A 20,914-nucleotide genomic window follows, 5' to 3' on the forward strand; every position below is an offset into this window, starting at 1 on the left:
TGGCTCTAGGCGAGTGCTTGCTTGGAGACCCCGAACCACTCTTCAACGACCATCCGGCGGAGCGCTTCTTCGCTCACCCACAGCGCCCGCGCGATGTCTCCGAACTCTTCAAGTTTCGGCGGACCCACGTAGAGGCCAACTGCGACTCGCCACCACCAACTGGCCGATCGAGCATAGTCGCATCTCCGTGCCATCGCAGAAAACGAAATTCCCAAGATCTGATTGAGAAAACGAACTCTGTCGGCAAAAGGGGTTGCCATTGTTTTCCTCCAATATGGCGAGGTGTCGAGGACGCCTCAATGGAGCCATATCGATATAACAAATAAATATCGCAAAAATCACGATCAAATCACGGTTAATGATAGCCAGATGTATCCGACCATAAACAGTCTGGAATCAGAGTGGAATAAACAAGCACCCCACGACGGTAGGTCCTGGGGCAGTAGCAACAGGATCAATTCGCTTGGTGGAGAGCATCGCCAAGTTTGCCGAGAGCTTGGCGCTTGTCGTCCAGGGAGGCGTGGGCGTAGATGGTCATGGTGACCTCGATGTCGCTGTGGCCGACAATGTCGCGGACGACCTGGGGCGGGACACCGAGGTTGAGCAGGAGCGTGACGCAGGTGTGTCGGAGGTCGTGAAAGCGCATGTCGCCGAGGCCGGCGACCGTCCGGATAGCCTCCAGCTCCGCCGGAGGTTGTCCGGTTCCATGGGAGCCCCGCGGTGCGAGGGGAAGATTCGTGCGGAGCGTCAGCGACGCCATGACCGCTTCGCGGACCAGTGCTCTACCCTCGTTGTTGTGTTCCTGGACGACTGGCGCGAATGTGAAGCTGATCTCAGCGAGACGCAGCGGGCCTTCATGACACGGATCGAAACACGGATGGCCGAGTGGTCAGCGGACATATGGCTAGAGCACACCGACGAAGGCGCGTTTCCCATCATCTTCGTCGATCTCAAGGCACCAGGCGAGAATCTTAGCCTGCTCACGGCCGGCGTGTGGGTCCAGAACGGCTGCATCCACGCAGACAAGCTCCACAACCAGCTGTTCACCCTGCCCGATGAGCCCACCAGCCTTAGCCTCACCGCTTCCGGTCCAGCGGACGAACTGGCGGACCGCGCCGGGGAGTGGTTCGACGCCCTGGTACGCCGCCGTGTTGTGCGCTACGAATGGGTTTATCAGGGGCGGCTTTACGCCAGCCGGTATCTCTTCTCCGACACTGGCGAAGGGTTGTGTCAGATGTACAACCACACGCTTGCGCCGCCAGGGCAGCGGGATCGGCTGGTGGCCGCCGGCCACACGAACGGCCGGGGCTGGATCGATACGCGAGGACTTGGGAAACCAGATCGGATCATCACAACATAGGGCTGCTGCTGGGCAGGCCCGTTTGGGTAGCCGTAGCCGGGCTGCTGCGGGTACTGGTCGGTCATCGGGGGCTCCACAAGGGGGAGGGATGGGCCAGATCGTTGACGGCCCGCGCGGCGCTGGGGGTTACTTGAGCCGCCGAGCGTTCAGCGAACGGTGACCGCCTCGTGACCCGATATCGCGATCAAGGCATCTACCAGGTGTTTTGAACAGCTTCCGCCTATGCGCATGTCGCTCCTGTGCGATGTGCGTTGATGCAGGTGGCTACGTCGCCTCACAGCCGTAGACCTGAAAAGCGGAAGGTCGGCGGTTTGACCCCGCCCCTGGCCACATCACCTGAACAGCCAAAACGCCCCGAGCAATCAAGCTCCGGGGCGTTTTGATCTCTAATGACAGCAACCGCCGCCTCCGCTGCTGGGTCGTCCATGGCAGGCTGATGCTCGTGTGGTTACTCCCTTGGCCTGTGGCGGAGGATCCGGGTCAGGGCACATGAAAACCTGGCGCAGCTCATTCAGGTCAGCCGGTGCCGCCGGGAGAGATCAGGCCGGTCTCGTAGGCGACGACCACGGCTTGGGCACGGTCACGCAGGCCGAGCTTGGACAGGATGCGCGTGACATGGGTCTTCACCGTGGCCACGCTGAGGGTCAGCCGGTCGGCGAGTTCGGCGTTGCTCAGGCCGGTGGCGAGCAGGCGCAGCACGTCCAGTTCCCGAGGCGTCAGCTGGGACAGATCGCGGTGGAGGGTGGGCTTCACGTTGTCGCGGCGGGCGAAACGTTCGACCAGGCGGCGGGTGATGGTGGGCGCGAGTAGGGCGTCGCCGGAGCGCACCAGGCGTACCGCGGCCACCAGGTGTTCGGGGGTGACGTCCTTGAGCAGGAACCCGCTTGCCCCCGCGGCGAGCGCGGCGTACACGTAGTGGTCGAGGTCGTAGGTGGTCAGGATCAGCACGCGGGTGTCCTCGGCGCCGCCCGCGAGGATCCGCCGGGTGGCTTCGAGGCCGTCCATCTGCGGCATCCGGATGTCCATGAGCACGACGTCGGGCCTGGTACGGCGGACCGCGGCGACGGCTTCGTCCCCGTTGGCGGCCTCGGCCGCCACTTCGATGCCGTCGGCGGCGAGGATCATGCGGAATCCCGTGCGTACCAGTGCCTGGTCGTCGGCGATGACGGCGCGCAGCCGTTCGGTCATGTTGTCCTCCACGGGACGCGGGCCTTGATCCGGAATCCGCCCCCGGCAGTCCGTCCGGCGTCCAGAGTCCCGCCGTAGACACCGAGCCGCTCGCGCAACCCGATCAGCCCCCTGCCATCGCCGGTCCTCGGTCCGGCGCTCCGTGCCCCGCCGGTGTCAGTCACCTCGATCTCCAGCCAGTCGCCGTCATGACCGATCGTCACGAACGCGGCGGCCCCGGCCGCGTGCTTGATCGTGTTGGTGAGGGCCTCCTGCACGACGCGGTAGGCGGCGAGGTCCACTCCGGGGGGCAACGGCCCCGGCGGCGACACCTCGACACGCACCGGCACGCCGGCGGCGCGGACCCGTTCCACCAGGGCGTCGAGTTGGTCGAGCCCGGGTTGGGGTTCGAGGCCGTCGGAAGGCCCGTCGAGACGCTCGCCGCCCGGGCCGGCGAGCAGGCCCATGACATGGCGCAGTTCGGCCATGGCGGCCCGGCCGCCGGACTCGATTGCGAGGAGAGCCTGCTTCGACTGCTCCGGCTCCACGTCCATGACCTTGCGGGCCGCTCCGGCCTGGATCACCATCACGCTGACATTGTGGGTCACCACATCGTGGAGTTCGGCGGCGATCCGCGAGCGCTCCTCCGCGACAGCCCTGAGCATGGCGTCTGCCTGCGCCTGCTGCAATTCGGCGAGCCGATGCCGGCTGGCTCCCAGCTGTCGCCGCCAGAAACGGACGAAGCTCCCGAAGACGCCGACGCTCAGCAGGACGACGAACGGCCCCATCCAATTCGGCAGCGCAGGCGCGACGTCCCGGAAGGCGCCACCGGCGAGCCCGGCCGCGAATACGAGGCCACCCATTGCCAGGAACCTGTTACGGCTGTAGGCGACGGCACCGTACGCGGCGACAGCGCAGGTCAGCACGGTGATCCAGGTGGCACCCGCGTGGGTGGCCAGCGCCGCGGCCAGCACCATCCCGAAGGTGGTGAGCGGGTACCGGCGTCGCGCGGCCAGCGGCAATGCCGTGAGGGCCACAAGGAACGCGGGCGGGTCGTAGGGCTGAGGCTGGGCAGGCGCGTTGCCGGATGGGTCGCCAGGGGGTGGGAGTGGGTCGTTGGACAGGACGCCAGGAGGTGGTGGGTAGCCGGCCGGGGAATCAGGAACCGGCGGGCGATCAGGAACCGGCGGGCGATCAGGAATCGGCGGTGGGGGTGGGTGGGTAGGTCGGAGCCGCAAGTACTCGATCACTTCGGGCTGATTCGCGATAGGGCCGCTCACCGGATATTTCACCGATACGGTCACCGCGATGACCGTCAGGACGATCGCGACCACCACGTCGGCGGCGAGTGCTCTGCGAGACGGCCTTGGAGGTCCTTCGCCACTCAGGCCCAGTGTGTCCCGGGCGCCGCGCCGGTCCGGATAATCCTCATCCAGCCGGCTGTCCAGGTCGAGCACATGCCGCCACCACGGCAGTCGTTCACCGGTTTCCACCGGCACATTGTCACCGCCTGCCTGTCCGTCACGCATCGGCCGTTGTGACGGGGCTCACGGTCTTGGGGAGTACATCGCAGGGATGACCTGACGGCCCTTCGTTCTCAGGAGGTACGCGATCTCGGCATGACGGCTGACGCGCACCGGCAAGGGCAGTGCCTAGTTTCGTTCTCGCCATCACGCCGCTCTGACGCCACATCCTCGACCGTGGCCGAAAGCGTCGAGGCGCTGTTCATGCCCGCCTTTGGGACCACCTCTCAGGAGGACACAGCGTGACTTCTGTTCTGCAGGCCCAAGCACTGGGCAAGAGGTACGGCAAGCGCTGGGCGCTGCGCGAGTGCACCATCGACATCCCGGCGGGCCACGTCGTCGGGTTGGTGGGTCCCAACGGAGCCGGCAAGACCACGCTGCTGAAGCTGGCCGGCGGCCAGTTGGAGCCCACGACGGGTGACATCACGGTGCTCGGCGGGCGGCCTGGGAGCACGCATGCGCAGCTGGCCAGGGTCGGGTTCGTCGCCCAGGACACTCCCCTCTACGCGGCACTGACCGTTGCCGAACACCTGCGATTGGGCGCCCGGCTTAACCCCCGCTGGGACGCTGCGCTCGCGCGGGAGCGCATCGGACAGCTCGGCCTTGTCCCCGCGCATCGGGCGGGCAAGCTGTCGGGCGGCCAGCGCGCCCAACTGGCCCTCACCCTGGGCCTGGCCAAACGGCCCGAACTGCTGATCATGGACGAGCCGGTGGCCTCGCTCGACCCGCTCGCCCGCCGCGAGTTCCTGCAGGTGCTGACGGAGGCCACCGCCGAGCACAAGCTGAGCGTGGTGCTCTCCTCCCACCTGGTCTCCGACCTGGAAAAGGTCTGCGACTACCTGATCGTCCTCGTCGACTCCCGCGTCCGGATGGCCGGGAAGGTCGACCGGTTACTGGCCACCCACCACCGCCTCACCGGCCCGCGCCGCGATCCCGACCGGCTCCCCGCCGACCAGCACGTGATCTCTGCCGGCCACACCGACCGGCAGAGCACCATCGTCGTCCGTACCGACGCCCCGATCCACGACCCCGCCTGGACGGTCAGCCGGCTCACCTTGGAAGACCTCGTCCTCGCCTACATGGATAAGCCCGCGGAGAACCGGCGGGCCGCCGTGGAGGTGCAGCGATGATCTGGCTCACCTGGCGCCAGTTCCGCGGCTCGGCCGTGATGATGGCCGCCGTACTCGTGGTTCTCGCCGCCGCCCTAGCCCTGACCGGCCCGAATCTGGCCTCCGGCTACGCCGCCGGGATCGTCGGCTGCACTCCGGACGACACCTGCGACCAGTTCTTCGACCAGTTCTTCGACGGACATCAACTCCCCTTCGTCGCCGTCAGCTTCGTCGTGCTGGCCCTGCCCGCTCTGGTCGGGCTCTTCTGGGGAGCACCGTTGATCACCCGCGAGCTGGAGGCGGGCACGCACCTGCTGGTGTGGAACCAGAGCATCACCCGCGGCCGCTGGCTGGCGGTCAAGCTCGGGCTCGTCGGTCTGGCAGCCATGGCTGCCGCCTGCGTATGCGGTCTCGCGGTGACCTGGTGGTCCGATCCCCTGGACAAGTCGGCCGTTCTGGACCTGGCTCTGATGGCTCCTCTGGTGTTCGGCGCGCGTGGCATCGCCCCGATGGGGTATGCGGCCTTCGCCTTTGTCCTCGGCGTGACCATGGGCATGCTCGTACGCCGCACGCTGCCCGCCATGGCCCTCACCCTGGTCGTCTTCACCGCGGTCCAGTTCGCCATGCCGCTGCTGGTCCGGCCTCACCTGATGCCCCCGGTCACCGCGACCTTCGAGCTCAGCCACGTGAACGGGGGCGGCATCCACATGCAGGGGCAGGGAGGCGGACCCGTGTACATATCCATGCGGCCGGGCGTTCCCGGCCGCGCGGGCGCCTGGGTCCTGTCCAGCGACCTGCTCGATTCGTCCGGACGTACGATCGCCGGCATGGGCGAAGAAGTGCCCCTCCCCATATCCGCGACGTCGGGACCCTGCGCACCGGCAGGGGGACCACCGGGCTTGGACCCGTGCTGGGTCGAGATCAACCGGCTCGGCTACCGGCAGCAGGCGACCTACCATCCCCTGGAGCGCTTCTGGCCCTTCCAGTGGATCGAGACCGGGATCTACACCTTGCTCACCCTCGGTCTCACATGGTTCTCCTTCTGGTGGATCCGGAGACGCCTGTTATGACCACCATCAGGACTGCGGCCGCCGTACTCGCCCTCCTCCTGGCGGCGGCCTGCACGGCGCCGACGCCACCGCGCACCCAGGCGAGCACGGCGGGCGCAACGGCCTGCGCGCGCCCCCAGGGACGGCTCGGGACCGAGACGGCCACCACGATCGACGTCATCGAGCAGGCGTACTTCTGCATCCTCGGCAACTACTACAGCGGCCCGACGCTTGACGCCCGCTCGCTGCTGACCGCCGGTTTTCTCGCCCTGACCCAGGAGATCAACCGCGACGGGCGCGACGTGCCCGACGCGACCATGCCGTCACTGACCGGCGACCGGGAAGCCGACTGGGCCGCCTTCGAGGCCGTCTACCGTAAGATCACCGATCAGGTGCCCGACCTGCGCGACAAGCCGGCCGTCGTCACCCTCGAAGCCATCGTGGCCGCCCTCGGCGACGACCACGCCCGCTGGACGCACGGCGTCAACGTGCCGCCCGACTACTACGACGGAGACGGCTACGGCCTGGGTCTCCAGGCGAACGTCAGCAGCTCGCAGATGGACGGCAGCACTTCCCGCGTGGCCCTTGCCCCGCTGTTCGTCACCACCGTGCTCGGCGGCGCGGCGCAGGCCGCCCGGCTGCGTCCCGGCGACGTCATTGAAGCGGTCAACGGGTCGGCACCGTTCATCGACGGCGACGCGACCCCGGCGATCGCCGCGCTCTATCGGGAGTATCCCAAGGCGCGCCCGGTCGAGTTGCGGCTCCTGCGACAGACCACCGGCCGCCGCTGGACGGTCACGCTCAAGCCCGGCCTCTACCCGCGTGATCCGGCCAACCTGCGGGTGGTGAGTTCGAAGCTGCTGGACGACGACGTCGCCTATGTCCGGATGACCGGATTCGTATCCGCCTCGTCGAACAGGGTGCTCAAGGCGATCTCCAGGCTGCGAACCGGCCGGACGCTGTCCGGTGTCGTGCTGGATCTGCGCGGCAACGGCGGCGGCAGCCCCGTGGAGGCGACGCGGCTGGTGAGCGCGTTCGTCCACGGCAAGATCACCGCCTACCAATGCACCGTGGACGACAGATGCGCGACCGCGCGGACCGACGACACCGTCGAACTGCTCCACCTGCCGCTGGTCGTGCTCATCGACCACGGCTGCGTCTCGGCCTGCGAGCACTTCAGCGCCGCGGTCAAAGACCTGCACCTCGGCCAGTTGGTGGGCACCAGAACCGCCGGCGTGATCTCCGGCCCGGCGCAGTCCTACCTGCTCGCCAACAACACCGTCCTGAGCTTCCCCGACAGGCACCACCTGGGGCCCGACCGCGAGGTGATCGACCGGATCGGCGTGCCGCCCGACCACGACGTGCCCCTGACCCCGCAGGACGCCGCCGCCGGGCGCGACCCCGCGCCGGCCAAGGCCCTGACCTTGCTGCACAAGTGAACGGACCTCTCCATGAGACAGACCCTGGCAGTCGCCGCGGGACTGGTCGTCCTGGCCGCATCCGCCTGCTCCGCACCCACCCCGCCCCGCTCCGACGCCCCGCCGGCCACGTCGGCCGGCCCCGCCACCCTGCCCGCCCCCACCGGCCCCCACCCGGTCGGCACCACCGCCCTGTACCTCAAGGACACCTCCCGCCCCGACCCCTGGGACCCCGACGCCGACGCCAGGGAGCTCAAGGTCACCCTGTGGTATCCGGCCGAGCAGCACGACGGGCAGCGCTCGCTCTACATGACGCCGAAGGAGTCGGAGCTGCTCCTGAAAGGCTCGGGGATCGCGAGCACGCCGTACGACACGCTGAGCAAGACACGAACCAACGCCGTCAAGGACGCAGACCCCTCCGGGCGCAAGCTTCCGCTGGTGGTGCTCTCACCCGGCTTCACCAAACCGATGGGCACACTCACGTCCCTGGCCGAGGACCTGGGCAGCCGGGGCTACGTCGTGGCCGGCATCGACCACACCTACGAAAGCTACGCCACCACCCTGTCCGACGGCCGGGTCGCCGAATGCCTCGCCTGCGACAGCAACAGCGACCCGGGCTTCGGCGCCGGACTGGTCCAGGGCCGGGCCGCCGACGTGTCCTTCGTCCTCGACCAGCTGACCTCCAAATGGAAGCATTCCGACCTGATCGACCACAAAAGGATCGCGATGGTAGGCCAGTCGATCGGCGGGGCCAGCACCGTGGCGACCATGGTCAAAGACCCACGCATACGCGCCGGAATCGACATGGACGGCACCACCTACGCTCGGATCCCCAAGAGCGGCCTCTCCCGGCCGTTCATGTTCCTGGGTGCGCAAGAGCATGTCCCGGGCGGCCACGACAATTCGTGGGACCGTGACTGGAAGCTGCTGACCGGGTGGAAGCGCTGGCTCGTGCTGTCGGACGCCGAACACCAGTCCTTCACCGACATCCCGCTGGTGGCAGACGTCCTCGGCCTCGAACCTCTCCCTGGCATGCTGCCCGCGGCCCGTGGCGCAGAGCTCACCCGCACCTACGTGGCCGCCTTCCTCGACCAGCACCTGAAGTCACGGCGGCAGTCCCTCCTGGACAAGCCGTCATCACGCTACCCCGAGGTCAAGTTCTGCCCTGCGACCTGCGGTCAATCCTGAGACCCTGCGCATCCTGAGGCTGTCGGGGGATGTTGAAGACCGCCGAAAGTCCTCCACCTCCACCCTTGAATAGCCCAAACGCCCCGAGCTGCCACGCTCCGGGGCGTTTTTCGTGTTCTCTGACGGCAACGGCAGTGGACGCTCAGGTCCCCCGGTCAGGCTTTCTGATCAGGCCTTTCTGATCTCCATACAGCAGTCCTGTACCGGGGCTCACCCCCACGGGCGTGGGGAGGACGCCGGTCCAACTCCTGGTCGCCGTATGGCGCTGGGCCTGCACCGTCATGGCGGTGCAGGACCAGCGCGGTGGTGTCACTTAGGTGATGCCAGGGTCAGTTCACTTGATGACTGCGAGGGCGTCGACGACACCAGCGCCGAAGAAGCTGTTGTCGTCGGCGGTGCCGGTGCAGGCCGTAGTGTTCTGCGGGCACGACTTGGATTCGGTCCGCGCCTTGAGCTCGCTGATCATCTTGGCCGGCGACCATGACGGGTGCGCCGACTTCATCTGCGCCATGACTCCGGCGACGTGCGGGCTCGCCATCGACGTACCGCTCTTGGTGCCGTAGCCGTCGGCCCCCGTCCGGGTGTTCCACGTCGTCGAGTAGATCGACGAGCCGGGAGCCGCGACGTCGATCTTGCCGAGGCCGTAGTTGGAGAAGGACGACCGGACACTGTCCAGCGTGGTGCCCACGCGCTGCAGGGACCCGACCGTCACGACACCGTCGAACTCAGCCGGGATGTCGTTGCAGTGGTTGTTGATCGTGCGCACGGTCGGTGTCGGCGCGTCGTTGGGGCTGCCCCTGTCCACGGTCTTGTTGGCCAAGTCGTAGTTGGAGTTGCCCGCCGCGGCGACGTGGACGACGCCCTGCTTGGTGGCCCACTCCACGGCGCGCCGGACGGCCTCCTTGCTGGCGGCCTGGTCGGGCTGGTCGTCACACCAGAACTCGAACGGGTCGATGTAGTAGGAGTTGTTCGTGACGTCCATGTGCTTCAGGCCCGACCACATGAAGCCGCAGACGGCGTACTCCGGGTAGATGTAGCCGTCGTTGTTGACGACCTTGACGGACGCCATGCGCACGCTCGGCGCGACACCGACGATGCCGATGTTGTTGCGGGCGGCGGCGATGGTGCCGGCGACGTGCGTACCGTGGTCGCTCGTCGTCGGGCGCCAAGCCAACGGCGTCTGATCCGGACGGCCGACGTTAGTGCAGTTGACCGAGTTCGCGACGTCGATGTTGGCCTTGAGGTCCGGGTGTGTCGGCGAGATGCCGCTGTCGAGCACCCCGACGAGGACGTTGCGGTTGCCGTCGGAGATCGCCTGCGCCTGCGGGGCCTTGATCATTCGCATGTCCCACTGGACGCCCTCGTTGGGGTCGAGGCTCTCGCCAGGCTGCGGGTCGGACGGGATGTCGCCGTTGACCGGCTTCTTGGCACCCTTCTTGTACCCGCTGGCGCCGGGGCCCCACGGCGGGGCCAGGTCGGTCGGCGTCCCCTCGGAGACCCCGGCCGTGCGGGTGGCGCCGACGGAGGCGACCGCGTTGCCACCCTCGGCGGTGACGTTCGCGCGGAAGGCCGCGCGGTCGGAGTGGGCGACGACCACGCCGATCGCGGGCCAGGACTGGACGACAACACCTCCGGCGGCCTCGACCGCGCGCTCGACGAGACGAGTTTGGCCGGGGTTGGCGATCCGGGCGTTGACGACGTAGCTCATGAGCATCCCGTCGGGGATGTCCACGTTGACCGGTGTCGACGTCGGCTCGTCGGTGGTGGCCGCGCTGGCCGAGTCGATCGCGCCTCCAAGGAAGGCGGCACCCACCATGGCGAACGCTACGGCGGTGGCCGCGAGGCGTCGCTTGGGGAGGGCATGCTGCATGCGTTGCTCCTTGAACGGTGAGGCCGCGGCACCCATCGCCGCGGTCTGGCTTGCCCCGATTCCGAAAGCCCGAAATCGCCCCGAATCCGGCCTTTAGAATTGATTCGTGACGGTAACAGCTCGGTCATAAGTCGTTCAAGAGTTCACCACTGCGGAAGGCCGACCGGACCAACCTGCTGGCCGGCGATCAAGCGCACAAGATGGTCATCTTCCGAATGGCGCTTCCGGGCTTCGTGTGCGTAGCGGTGGGGTGATCAAGCGCCAGGGCGCAGGATCGGGGTATGCGCGACACGGAGCTGTACCAGCACCTGCTGGGCTGCGATCAAGGCCGGGCAAGCCGCCATGAAGTTGAAGCTCAACCGGGTCGCCGAAGACGTCGCCGAACTCAAGTCCGGCCAAGTCGAGATCCGAGACCTCCTCGCGCGCCTCGAGGGAGTCCGGTCGTAGCGGTACCCGCGTTCGCACTGGCCCGCGTAGCCTGAACGTAGCGAGCCCTGGCGTGGGAAAGCGCCAGGGCTCTCAACGTTCGTCACGGGGTGCGCGGTATCTCCGGGGCCAGCGCATGAAATAGCCCTCCGAAGATCCCCATGATCGTCACCACGATCATGGGGACGACGAAGACGTAGCCAAGGGTCAAGCCGGCCACGGCCAGCCCGTGCCCCCCTCGGGCGCCCGTCCTGGTGTCACGAAGTGCCGCGTGGCCACAGACAACGGCGATGACGCAGGGAATTCCAAACAGGCACCACCCGCCGAAGACCCCGAAAAGACCCCACACGAGGCTGGACGTCGCGTAACCCGACATGGGCACGACCTGCGCAGGGTAGATCAGCTGAGGCGCCATGTAGGGCGGCTGCTGGCCTGGCCCGTTCTGGTATCCGGGCGGGTAGCCGTAGCCCGGCTGTTCGGTCATCGCTGCGCCCAGGCGAGATGCTCGGAGGTGGCAGCGGTTACGCGTGCAGGGGGGCGCATGGACACTCCAAGGGGTGAGACGAACATGGGCAAATCGGTGACGGTCGGCCAGCCATGGCGGGTTACCGGGGAGCCTGCAGTTCAACTAATGGTGACCAGCCCGTGACCCGGATGCGGGACGCCGTGCTCGCGACAGGGCAAAAAGTGTGTCGCGTGGTGGATGTCCTCGTTGCTATGGTCTGAGCCAGCCGACTGCGGGACTTCGGTGCGACTTCCGGACTCGTCTCTGAAGCGATGCTTCGCAGTTTCGTGCCCTCATTCCCCGGTCGGCCTCACCAGGGGGCACTGATGGACACCTTCGCTGACCTCGTCGCGTGCGAGGACCTGCTGCTGTTCGTCAACGCCGCGATCACCGCGACCGGCCAGCGCGAGTTTCACAGCACGCAGGGCGAGCAGCGGCTGTCTCTGGAGTTCCTGCACTCCTATATCGAGGTGAACTATCCCGATCTCTACGCCGCGACGCTGGCCCTCGACATCAACGACCACAACGCAGCACTGATCATCCGTAACCTCCTCGCCCGCCCGGGCGCGGGCGATGGCGCGCTGATCGCGCGGCGGCTGGAGCGCATGTCGCCGCCGCGTGTCTACGGCCTCTTCCAGCGATTGCGACGCGATGGGGTGAACAACCGGCGGACCCGGGCGATAATCCGTGACTGGCTGGCCGGGCGCCCGGATCTGGCCTTCGACGCGGTCAAGTACCGCACCGCACTCAAGGAAGCGGTACGGCACGCCCACCTGAAGCTCCCCGACGAGCTCGCCACGTTCCTGTTCGAACCGCGTAGCCGCAGCAGGTTCGGCACCCCGATCCTGGACACGTGGCGGCGCGCGCACTACGAGCAGGCCGCCCTGTACGACTTGCCGTACACGGTCGCCGAGGGCTTCGCGGCTCGCCACGGCATCAGACGCGAGCTGTTCCTGGAGCGGATCGCGTCCCGGATGACCAGGTTGGAGCGGCTACGCCTGGACAACAGGTTGGAGCGCACGCGCCCGGAAACCGATGCGGATCTGGCCGCGATGCCGCTGGTCAGGCTTGCCTCCTATGCGTTATCGCTGCCCTTCGAGCAGCGGGCTGCCCGCCGTACCGAACTCACGACCGCCTTCAGGACGTCGGCGCGGCGCGCGGCTGCGACGCGCGCCGGGACCTGGGGCCGGGTGGCGGCGGTGCTGGACGACAGCTTCTCGGCCTACGGCTCGGCGGCCAAGCGGCGGCGGCCGCTGGCCGTCGCGGTCGGCTGCCACTTTCTGCTGGAGGCCTTGGCGGGGGAGTATCGCGGGCTGTGGCTGTCGGGCGGAAGCGACCCGCTGATGGCGCACCCGGTCGGCCCCACACCGCTCGGGCAGCGGATCATCGACGCGCTCGAGACCGCGCCCGACCGGCTCGTCATCGTCTCCGACGGCTGGGACAACGCCCCACCGGGACTTGCCAACCAGGTGCTGCGCACGTGGCGGCGCCGCCTCGACCCGGAGCGGAAGGTGAGCATCGTGCACCTCAACCCCGTCTACGACGCCGAGGACTTCGACGTTCGGCGGCTGGCCGCGAGCGTGCCCACGGCGGGGATCCGCGACGCGGAGGACCTGCCCGCGCTGGTCGAGCTGGCCCAGTTCGCCGAGGGCAGGACGGGCCTGGCGGAGCTGCGCGCCCACCTGACCGAGAGGGCGGCCCTGCGTTGATCGACCTGACCGGTCTTGAGACCCGGCCCGCGCAGACCTGGGGCGGGGTACGGCTGGTGCCGCTCGTGCGCCGCGAGCCCATCACCGACCTGCGGCTGCACATGACGCTGTACGGCGATGAGCTGTCGGCGGTGGCGTTGCCCGACAAGACGACGTACTGGGCCTACATCCCGCACGCCTTCGTGGCGACGTGGACCGGAGACGGGACACCCGCCGCGGCGTACGGTACGCAAATCGGCGAGCCACAACGCCGCATGTGCGTCAGGCGCCACCGCCGCATGGCCCGCCGCGCCGATGGCAACAGGCTACGTTTCCTGCCCCTCCACCTGGCCCTGGAAGGCTTTCTCGCCCTGCACTTCGGCGGGCCGGAGATCGCCTGGGAGGAGTGGTCGCGCCGGGCGATCACGCACGGCCTCTCCCCGCGCGCCGAGGCCGCCTACGCCGGTGCCGAGGTCAGCGGGCTCGATGACGCGCTGCGTGTCTTCGAGATCCACCCCGGCCAGTGCGGGCTGCTGATCTACGTGGCCGACGCGCTCGCAGGGGCGAACGTCGTGCCGCACCCCGAGGACTACCGGGCGCTGCACCCCACGCTCATCCGCGACCTCTACGGCGAGCTGATCTACGAGTACGCCCACTTCCACTCAGTCCGCGACTTCCCCGCCGTAATCGACGAGTCCGCCGTACGGTCGCTGGCCGACCTGCGCGATCAGGCCGTACGTCAGGAGCGGGCCTGGGCGTCCTTCCACGACACGGTTATGGCCGGCGCCCTGCTGACCTCGCCGGACCGGACGGAGGAGGTCCAGCGGTTCGGGCGCTTCACTCTCTCGCGCTTCCTGCCCACCTTCGAGCCGCGGCAGGAGAACCACATCGGCGAGACCATCACCACCAGCGACGGTCGGCTGGCCTACCTCAAGACCTTCCGCCTGTCGGAGGCGCAGGTCCGTCGCGGCTACCTGCTGGGCAGGCTCGCCGCCCACGACTGGCACCTGGAGCGCACCGCCGCCGCGCTCGGCACCGACGGTGCCGGCCTGGCGCTGCGGATCGAGCGCGCCGGCTTCGGCCACCTGCTGCGCCAAGACGTCCTGGACGGTTACCGCTCCGCCCGGGCCCGGCAGTTCGACCGTGCCCCTGACCACCATCCTTGAACAGCCCGAACGCTGTCCGGGGAGCCGGCAGCGAGCTGGGGGAGATCTGGGAAACTAAGGCTGTCTTGACAAGTTAATTTTTCGGAAGCTAGTCTTCTGGCATGCAGGACATCGCCGTGATCGAGGACCCGGCCGCCGCCGAGGTTTCGCTGGACCCCATCCGGGCTCGGCTGCTCGCCGAGCTCAGCGAGCCCGGCTCCGCCACCATGCTGGCCGCCAAGGTCGGCCTGCCCCGGCAGAAGGTCAACTACCACCTGAAGACGCTCGAGGCGCACGGGCTCGTCGAGATGATCGAGGAGCGGCGCAAGGGCAACGTCAACGAGCGCATCATGCGCGCCACCGCGGCCTCCTATGTGATCTCGCCGACCGCGCTGGCGTCGGTCGAGCCCGACCCGGCCCGGTCGCCGGACCAACTGTCGGCGAGCTGGCTGCTGGCCGTCGCGGCCCGGTTGGTCCGCGACGTCGGGGCGCTGATCACCGGCGCCGCCCGGGCGCGCAAGCGTCTGGCGACCTTCGCCATCGACGGCGAGGTGCGCTTCGCCTCGGCCGCCGACCGGGCCGCGTTCGCCCAGGAGCTCGCCGGAGCGGTCACGGCGCTGGTGTCCAAGTACCACGACGAGTCCGCCGAACAGGGCCGCGACCATCGCGTCGTCGTCGCCCTCCACCCGAGCAACCCCAAGCAATAAGGAAGCCTGATGACACACCCGTTCGAGCTGAGCCTGGAGATCGAGCTCGAGGCCACCCCCGAGCAGGTCTGGGACGCGATCGCCACCGGGCCGGGGGTCGACTCCTGGTTCATGGGACGGAACGAGTTCGGCAGGTCCGTCGGCGGCGACGTCGCCCTGACGATGCTGGGCAATACGGAGCGCGCCACGATCACCGCCTACGAGCCGGGCGCCCGCCTCGCCACCCGTACGCCGGAGGCCCCCGACGGCCGGTTCTCGGCGTTCGAGTACCTCATCGAGGGGCGTGAGGGCGGGACGGCCGTGCTGCGGCTCGTGCAGAGCGGCATGCTCGGCGACGACTGGGAGACCGAGTTCGAGGCGATGAAGGCCGGCTGGCCCATCTACCTGGAGACCCTCAAGCAGTACCTCGCGCACTTCACCGGTCGCACGCCGTCCGTCACGACGGTGTTCCGGCCCGGCGCGGGCGGCTCGGACGCCGTCTGGAAGGTCGTCACGGACTCGCTGGGCGTCACGCCGGACGTCGGCGCGGGCGCTGCGGTCCGGCTCCCGGACGGCTCCGCGGGGGTCGTCTACTTCGCGAACCTGCCCGTCAACCTGGGCGTCCGGACCGGCCAGGGCCTGTACCGGTTCATCTACTCCGGCGACGACCGCGGCGACGTCCTCGTGCTCGGCCACCAGAACTTCGCGGGCCGCGACGAGCAGGCCGCGTGGGACGCCTGGATGGCCGAGCGCTTCGGCTGACCGGCCCGTCCCTTTCCGCGCGGTCCGTCGTACGCACTGACGGCTTTTGGGCCGCGCCGCACGATCACCCCTGGCACCACGGGCGGATTCGTGGTGCCCGAAATCACTCACGCAACCCCGACAGGAGACATCCCATGCGCATCGTGACCGTGAGCTTCATCAGCCTGGACGGCGTCGTGCAGGCGCCGGGCGGCCCGGACGAGGACACCGACGGCGGCTTCGCCCACGGCGGCTGGTCGTTCCCGTTCTTCGACCCGGAGATCGTCGGCGGCGCCTTCGACGACGCGATCAGCAAGGCCGGCGCGCTGCTGTACGGCCGCCGCACGTGGACGGGCATGGCCGCGGCGTGGCCGGAGAGCGCCGGCGACCCGTTCGCCGACCAGATGAACTCCATCGCCAAGTACGTCGTGTCCGACACGCTGGCCGACGACGAGCTGACGTGGAACAACACCACGCGCATTCCCGGCCGTGAGGCCGTCGACCGCATCCGGGAGCTGCACAAGGCCGACGGCGGCGACCTGCTCGTCATGGGAAGCCCCACGCTCGTGCGCACCCTCCTGAGCGAGGGGCTGGTCGACGAGCTGCGGCTCATCACCACGCCGGTGATCCTCGGCGGCGGCAAGAGCATCTTCCCCGGCGACGGCACGCTGCGCACGCTGGAGCTGGTCTCCACGGTCACCAACGACAAGGGCGTGAACGTGTCCACGTACCGGACGGTCGCCGAGAAGTGACCCCATCACGGGACGTCGATGACCTCGATCGTCCAGGGGCATGACGCCGTGATCTCCAGGTGGAACGTCCCGGCGCGGTACTGCGGGGTGGTCTTGTCCGCGGACTTGCCCGTCTCGTTCGCGGCCAGGTCGACCAGGGACGTTCCCTCGGTGATGCGCGCCGAGAAGATCCCCGTGCCGATCACGTCGCCCGAGCAGTTGTAGGTGTAGTGCAGTTCCCATGACGCGTCCACGGTGAACTGGGCGGTGTTCTTGGTGCCGTTCCCGTTGTCGGTGAGCAGCGTCCTGCGCGCGCCGGGCTGCGACGCCGGGTCCTGAGACGGCTGCGTGGCCGGTGGGGCCTGGGACGGCTGCGTGGCCGGCGGGGGCTGGGACGGCTGCGTGGCCGGCGGGGGCTGCGTCGCGGGATCGGTGGGGGCCGTGGGGACGGTCGCCGGTTCGCTCGCGGCGGGCTGCGACGGCGGCGGGGCGGCGGTGGAAGGCCGCTGGGCGGCCGGTAATCGATCGGTGGGCTCGAGCGAACCCGTCGCGCCGACGGTCACCAGGGCCGCGGTACAACTGAACAGCACCACCACGGGCAGGCCCACGGCGAACAGCCAGAACAGCGGCCCGCGGCCCGGCCGGGGCGGTGGGGGCGGCGGCGGGTAGCCGTAGCCAGGAGGCGGGCCGTACGGGGGCTGGCCGTACGGGGGCTGGCCGGGGCCGTGCTGGTATGCCATCTGTGACTCCGGGGACGACGGACGTTTCTCTCGTGGACGGGCGGCGTTCCCCGGAGGGTTACCGGCAGATCCGAGCAGAGATCGGATCGTTAGTCCCGCGCGGTGATCGGATCGTTGGTCCCGCGCGGCACCTCGGCGGGCGGTACGGAATGATGTGCGGCGGTGGGTGATGGAACGACCGCACAGGAGACCACGATGACCGACCAGGCCGATCAGACGATCAAAGTGTTGCGCGCCGGGCTCGACGAGTTCGCCGCGCTGGTGGACGGCTTCACCGACGAGGACCTCGCCCGCGTCTCGGGCGCCTCGGAGTGGGACATCTCGCAGGTGCTGAGCCACCTGGGCAGCGGCGCGGAGATCAGCCTCGCCGCCCTCGACGGGGCGCTGCGCGGCGAGGGCGCGCCGCAGATGGACTTCATCCGCGGCGTGTGGGCGCGATGGGATGGGATGTCGCGCGCCGAGCGCGCCGCGGAGGTCGTCGGCGTCAACGAGGCGCTGGTGAGCCGGTTCGAAGGGCTGGACGAGGCGGCGCGGCGGGACCTGCGCGTCGAGCTGTGGTTCCCGGTCCCCGCGCCGGACGTGGCCGGGTTCGCCGGGATGCGGCTCAGCGAGTTCGCGTATCACACCTGGGACGTCAAGGTCGCGTTCGACCCGGCCGCGACGCTGAGCCCGGAGGCCACCGAGCTGATGGCCGACGGCATCGCGAGCTTGATCGGTTTCGCCGGCAAGGCCGACCGGCTCGGCGGGCGTGAGGTGGCCGTCGAGGTGCGCACGACCGCGCCGGAGCGGTCCTTCGGCCTGGAGATCCGCGACGCGGTGCGCATCGCGGACGTTCCCGGCGCGCCGGACGCCGTCCTCGCCGCTCCCGCCGAGTGGTGGCTGCGCCTGGTCTCCGGCCGCCACGCCCCTGAGCACACCCCGGACGGGGTGCGGCTGACCGGGGACGCCCTCACCCTGGACGACCTGCGCGCGGTCTTCCCCGGCTTCTAATGGGAGCTACCGGGTCGGTCTGATCAGGCAGACTCGGTGCCTGGTAGCACCGCCGGTGAGTGAGCGCTCTCCGCTTCTGGGCCGTTTGAGCCCTTGGGTCAGACCGTGCGCACGGTGATCGTTTTGGCGGTGCCGGACTGGTCCGCCAGGCGTTCGAAGGTGAGGGTGAGCTCGGGGCCGGTCGTGGCGGCGGTCAGGTGGGGATCGCGCAGGAGGACCGCGGTCACGGGGCGGTGCCAGGTTACGGTCAGCTCGTCGAGGGTGCGGCGGGGGTCGGACACGGTGAGCGTCGCGATTCCGTCGCCCTGCTCCCGGACGAGCACCGCGCACGGGGCCGACGCGGTCAGCGCCCCTGCGCCGCCGCCGTCCCGGCCGGACGGGTCGTCGTTCTCACCCCAGGCGCCGGCGTCCCCACCAGAGGCGCCGTTGTTCCGGGCGGAGGGGCCGTCGTTCCCGTCTGAGAGGTCGCCGTCCCCATTGGTCCGGCCAGAGGTGCCGGTGGAGGTGCCGGCGTGCCAGAAGTTGACGGCCGTGATCCCGAGTGAGGGGACGTGGACGCCCTGCCGCCGGGCGGTGTTGTCCAGCACGCGCACCCACCCGGCGGCGGTCGCGCGGGCCCGGGTCCCGGCGCGCCCGGCGCCCGGCAGCAGGACGTACGCGTAACTCGCGGACACCGGGTCGGCGCCGTGGTCCAGCCAGAGGGTGGCGTAGCTCCGGGTGACGCTCCCCGGGCCGGTGCGCTCCTCGCGGAGGGTGCGCAGGCGGGGACACGCGAGCAGGACATATCCGCCATGCCCATCCAGATGCGCCCAGCCCTCGCGCTCGTCCACGGTGAGCAGCGCGTCGGTCCGGCGGTTGTCCACGATCGTCTCGACGGGCACGCCGTCCGCGCCGGTGATCCCCGCACCCAGGCAGACCACCGCGTCGTCCAGGAAGAACCACGACTTGAAGGCCTCCATCGTGCTTTCGAGGCCGTTCAGGTGCTGGCCGACGGTCGCGTACACGCCGTCGGTCGCGCCGCCGACCCAGCGGCCAGGCGGGCACGTGTCCCCCCACCCCTCACCGGCGCCGTCGGGCAACCGCAGGGTGGAGACGGTCGTGCCGGGCAGGCGGTACGGGTCGACGGTGGTCCAGAAGGAGTCGGAGTACTGGGCGCCGTGCCCCCCGGCCCACCAGTAGAGCATCCCCGAGCCGGTGTGCCAGCCGCGCAGGTTCTCGCCGTTGCCGTGCTCGTAGTGGCCGACCCGGTGTGACGCCATGCTCAGCGCCGCACACCAGCCCGGCCGGCGGTGGACGGCGCGGGCGCTCATCGTCATGAGCCGGTGCCCCGGCGGTTCGGCGGACGCGGGGACGGTGTCGTCGTCCAGGATCGCGGCCAGACGGGCGTGGAACGCCAGGTCGGAGGACTCGGCGGCCGTGAGCATGGGCCGCTCGGTGTCCCGCAGCGCCCACCCCTTGACCATGCCCCGCCAGCGGGCCCGCTCCTCGCCGGAGGCCGACTCCCCGAGCAGCAGCACCGCGGCGGCGATCTCGCGTCCGCGCTCGTGGTCGCCGTACGGGGTTCGGGCGACTCCCCGGCCGCGCACGAGGTCCATGCAGAAGCCGTCGTGGACGAACGGGGCGAACGACCGCTCGACGGCGTCGAAGACGACCTGCCGGTTCGGGTCGGCGACCTCCCAGGGCGTGCCGCGCAGCACCGCGAGCAGCGTCGCGACGCCCGACAGCAGCGACACGCCGTACGCGCCCTGGTAGGGGACGGTCGTGTGCTGGATGAACGAGCCGTCGCGGTAGAACCCGTCGCCCTCGGTGACGTACGGGAAGACGGGGGAGAGCGCGGCGACGGCCCGCGCGGCCCTGCCGGGGTCGGAGGTGAGCATGGCGCGCAGCAGCGTCACCACGCACAGGTCGACGCGGTTGGCTCCGGTGCTCTTGTCGCTGTAGTGGTCCAGCACGCTTTCCGGGACGAAATGGTCGACGGCGTCCCGCAGCGCGTCGCGCCGCGCGTCCCCCAGGTGCGGACCGATCAGCAGGGCCGCGTCGAGCAGCTTGCCGGGGACGCCTATCCGCCAGTGCCACCAGTTCCCGTACGGCTCCGCGCCGGCCGCGTACACCAGCCGCCGGTAGTGGTCGACGCCGGCCGCCACCGTCGCGGCCAGCCCCGCGTCCCCGGTCACCCCGGTCCCCGGCAGGACGTACGCCCGCGCCATGGCCCGCAACCGCCCCGGCGTGGCGACGAACGACGGGAACGGCTGGTCACGCCAGAGGGACCCGGCCGCCGGCTCCATGGCATCCCCGTACGCCACCGCCTTGGCCCCGAAGTCCGCCAGCCTGCTCCGATACGGCTCCCGAGCCGCGTCGAATCCCGCCCCCACGCTGACGTCCCGCCACCGCCGCCGCAACACCTCGAACGCGCCCTCCGGAGCGGCCCCCACGGCCCGTGCCCCGGCCGAGGACCGCCCTGACAGCAGCGCTCCCAGGGCCGCGACCCCACCGACCTGGAGGAACAACCGCCTGGAGTACCAGCCCACCGGCAGATTATGACCCAGACGATCACTCCCCGCTCCGGATCCCACGCCGT

18 protein-coding genes are annotated in these 20,914 nt (G+C 69.4%); 11 read left to right on the plus strand and 7 right to left on the minus strand.

Going from position 1 to position 20,914, the window contains the following annotated elements:
- Window positions 1-454: 454 nt before the first annotated feature.
- On the minus strand, window positions 455-760 hold the full coding sequence (locus tag AB0H21_RS34735; RefSeq protein ID WP_358525427.1) for a tyrosine-type recombinase/integrase: 306 nt from the start codon (window positions 758-760) through the stop codon (window positions 455-457).
- A gap of 36 nt (window positions 761-796) precedes the next feature.
- Between AB0H21_RS34735 and AB0H21_RS34740 the strand changes: the two genes are divergently transcribed.
- On the plus strand, window positions 797-1,360 hold the full coding sequence (locus AB0H21_RS34740; protein ID WP_358525428.1) for a hypothetical protein: 564 nt from the start codon (window positions 797-799) through the stop codon (window positions 1,358-1,360).
- Window positions 1,361-1,876: 516 nt separating this feature from the next.
- On the opposite strand, the gene AB0H21_RS34745 is transcribed toward AB0H21_RS34740, so the two are convergent.
- Together AB0H21_RS34745 and AB0H21_RS34750 are read right to left on the minus strand one after the other, a co-directional pair.
- Entirely contained in the window at window positions 1,877-2,548 is a 672-nt protein-coding gene (locus AB0H21_RS34745; protein ID WP_358525429.1) for a response regulator transcription factor, read from the minus strand.
- Entirely contained in the window at window positions 2,545-3,564 is a 1,020-nt protein-coding gene (locus AB0H21_RS34750) for a histidine kinase (protein WP_358525431.1), read from the minus strand. Before AB0H21_RS34750 ends, AB0H21_RS34745 begins: the two co-directional genes overlap by 4 nt.
- Window positions 3,565-4,292: 728 nt before the next feature.
- Here AB0H21_RS34750 and AB0H21_RS34755 point away from each other — a divergent pair.
- From AB0H21_RS34755 to AB0H21_RS34770, 4 genes are read left to right on the plus strand one after another with little or no spacing between them, the layout of a single operon-like run.
- Complete coding sequence (locus tag AB0H21_RS34755) at window positions 4,293-5,180, plus strand: ABC transporter ATP-binding protein (protein ID WP_358525433.1); 888 nt, start codon at window positions 4,293-4,295, stop codon at window positions 5,178-5,180.
- Window positions 5,177-6,229, plus strand: coding sequence for an ABC transporter permease (locus AB0H21_RS34760; protein ID WP_358525434.1), 1,053 nt, complete (start codon window positions 5,177-5,179; stop codon window positions 6,227-6,229). The genes AB0H21_RS34755 and AB0H21_RS34760 overlap by 4 nt, the downstream gene beginning before the upstream one ends.
- Window positions 6,226-7,647, plus strand: coding sequence for a S41 family peptidase (locus AB0H21_RS34765; protein WP_358525436.1), 1,422 nt, complete (start codon window positions 6,226-6,228; stop codon window positions 7,645-7,647). Before AB0H21_RS34760 ends, AB0H21_RS34765 begins: the two co-directional genes overlap by 4 nt.
- A gap of 12 nt (window positions 7,648-7,659) precedes the next feature.
- Complete coding sequence (locus tag AB0H21_RS34770; protein WP_358525438.1) at window positions 7,660-8,814, plus strand: alpha/beta hydrolase; 1,155 nt, start codon at window positions 7,660-7,662, stop codon at window positions 8,812-8,814.
- 334 nt (window positions 8,815-9,148) lie between these two features.
- Here the strand turns inward: AB0H21_RS34770 and AB0H21_RS34775 are convergent, their stop codons facing one another.
- A complete protein-coding gene (locus AB0H21_RS34775) occupies window positions 9,149-10,684 on the minus strand; it encodes a S8 family serine peptidase (RefSeq protein WP_358525440.1) in 1,536 nt (511 codons plus the stop codon).
- A 529-nt stretch (window positions 10,685-11,213) separates the two neighbouring features.
- On the minus strand, window positions 11,214-11,594 hold the full coding sequence (locus tag AB0H21_RS34780) for a DUF4190 domain-containing protein (RefSeq protein WP_358525441.1): 381 nt from the start codon (window positions 11,592-11,594) through the stop codon (window positions 11,214-11,216).
- A 347-nt stretch (window positions 11,595-11,941) separates the two neighbouring features.
- Between AB0H21_RS34780 and AB0H21_RS34785 the strand changes: the two genes are divergently transcribed.
- The 5 genes from AB0H21_RS34785 (at window position 11,942) to AB0H21_RS34805 (ending at window position 16,627) form a co-directional block, all read left to right on the plus strand.
- The gene (locus AB0H21_RS34785) at window positions 11,942-13,324 is read left to right on the plus strand and encodes a hypothetical protein (RefSeq protein ID WP_358525443.1); all 1,383 of its coding nucleotides are present in this window, start codon (window positions 11,942-11,944) and stop codon (window positions 13,322-13,324) included.
- On the plus strand, window positions 13,321-14,469 hold the full coding sequence (locus AB0H21_RS34790; RefSeq protein WP_358525444.1) for a hypothetical protein: 1,149 nt from the start codon (window positions 13,321-13,323) through the stop codon (window positions 14,467-14,469). The genes AB0H21_RS34785 and AB0H21_RS34790 overlap by 4 nt, the downstream gene beginning before the upstream one ends.
- Window positions 14,470-14,570: 101 nt before the next feature.
- The gene (locus tag AB0H21_RS34795; protein WP_358525445.1) at window positions 14,571-15,155 is read left to right on the plus strand and encodes a helix-turn-helix domain-containing protein; all 585 of its coding nucleotides are present in this window, start codon (window positions 14,571-14,573) and stop codon (window positions 15,153-15,155) included.
- 9 nt (window positions 15,156-15,164) lie between these two features.
- Window positions 15,165-15,896, plus strand: coding sequence for an SRPBCC domain-containing protein (locus AB0H21_RS34800; protein WP_358525447.1), 732 nt, complete (start codon window positions 15,165-15,167; stop codon window positions 15,894-15,896).
- Window positions 15,897-16,030: 134 nt separating this feature from the next.
- On the plus strand, window positions 16,031-16,627 hold the full coding sequence (locus AB0H21_RS34805) for a dihydrofolate reductase family protein (RefSeq protein ID WP_358525449.1): 597 nt from the start codon (window positions 16,031-16,033) through the stop codon (window positions 16,625-16,627).
- Window positions 16,628-16,632: 5 nt separating this feature from the next.
- On the opposite strand, the gene AB0H21_RS34810 is transcribed toward AB0H21_RS34805, so the two are convergent.
- A complete protein-coding gene (locus AB0H21_RS34810) occupies window positions 16,633-17,346 on the minus strand; it encodes a hypothetical protein (RefSeq protein ID WP_358525450.1) in 714 nt (237 codons plus the stop codon).
- 195 nt (window positions 17,347-17,541) lie between these two features.
- On the opposite strand from AB0H21_RS34810, the gene AB0H21_RS34815 reads away from it, so the two are divergent.
- On the plus strand, window positions 17,542-18,336 hold the full coding sequence (locus tag AB0H21_RS34815) for a maleylpyruvate isomerase family mycothiol-dependent enzyme (RefSeq protein WP_358525451.1): 795 nt from the start codon (window positions 17,542-17,544) through the stop codon (window positions 18,334-18,336).
- A gap of 98 nt (window positions 18,337-18,434) precedes the next feature.
- Here the strand turns inward: AB0H21_RS34815 and AB0H21_RS34820 are convergent, their stop codons facing one another.
- Entirely contained in the window at window positions 18,435-20,864 is a 2,430-nt protein-coding gene (locus AB0H21_RS34820; protein ID WP_358525452.1) for a polysaccharide lyase 8 family protein, read from the minus strand.
- Window positions 20,865-20,914 lie beyond the last annotated feature (50 nt).

Origin of the sequence: Sphaerisporangium sp. NPDC051011, assembly GCF_040653595.1 — a bacterium.
GTDB lineage: Bacteria > Actinomycetota > Actinomycetes > Streptosporangiales > Streptosporangiaceae > Sphaerisporangium.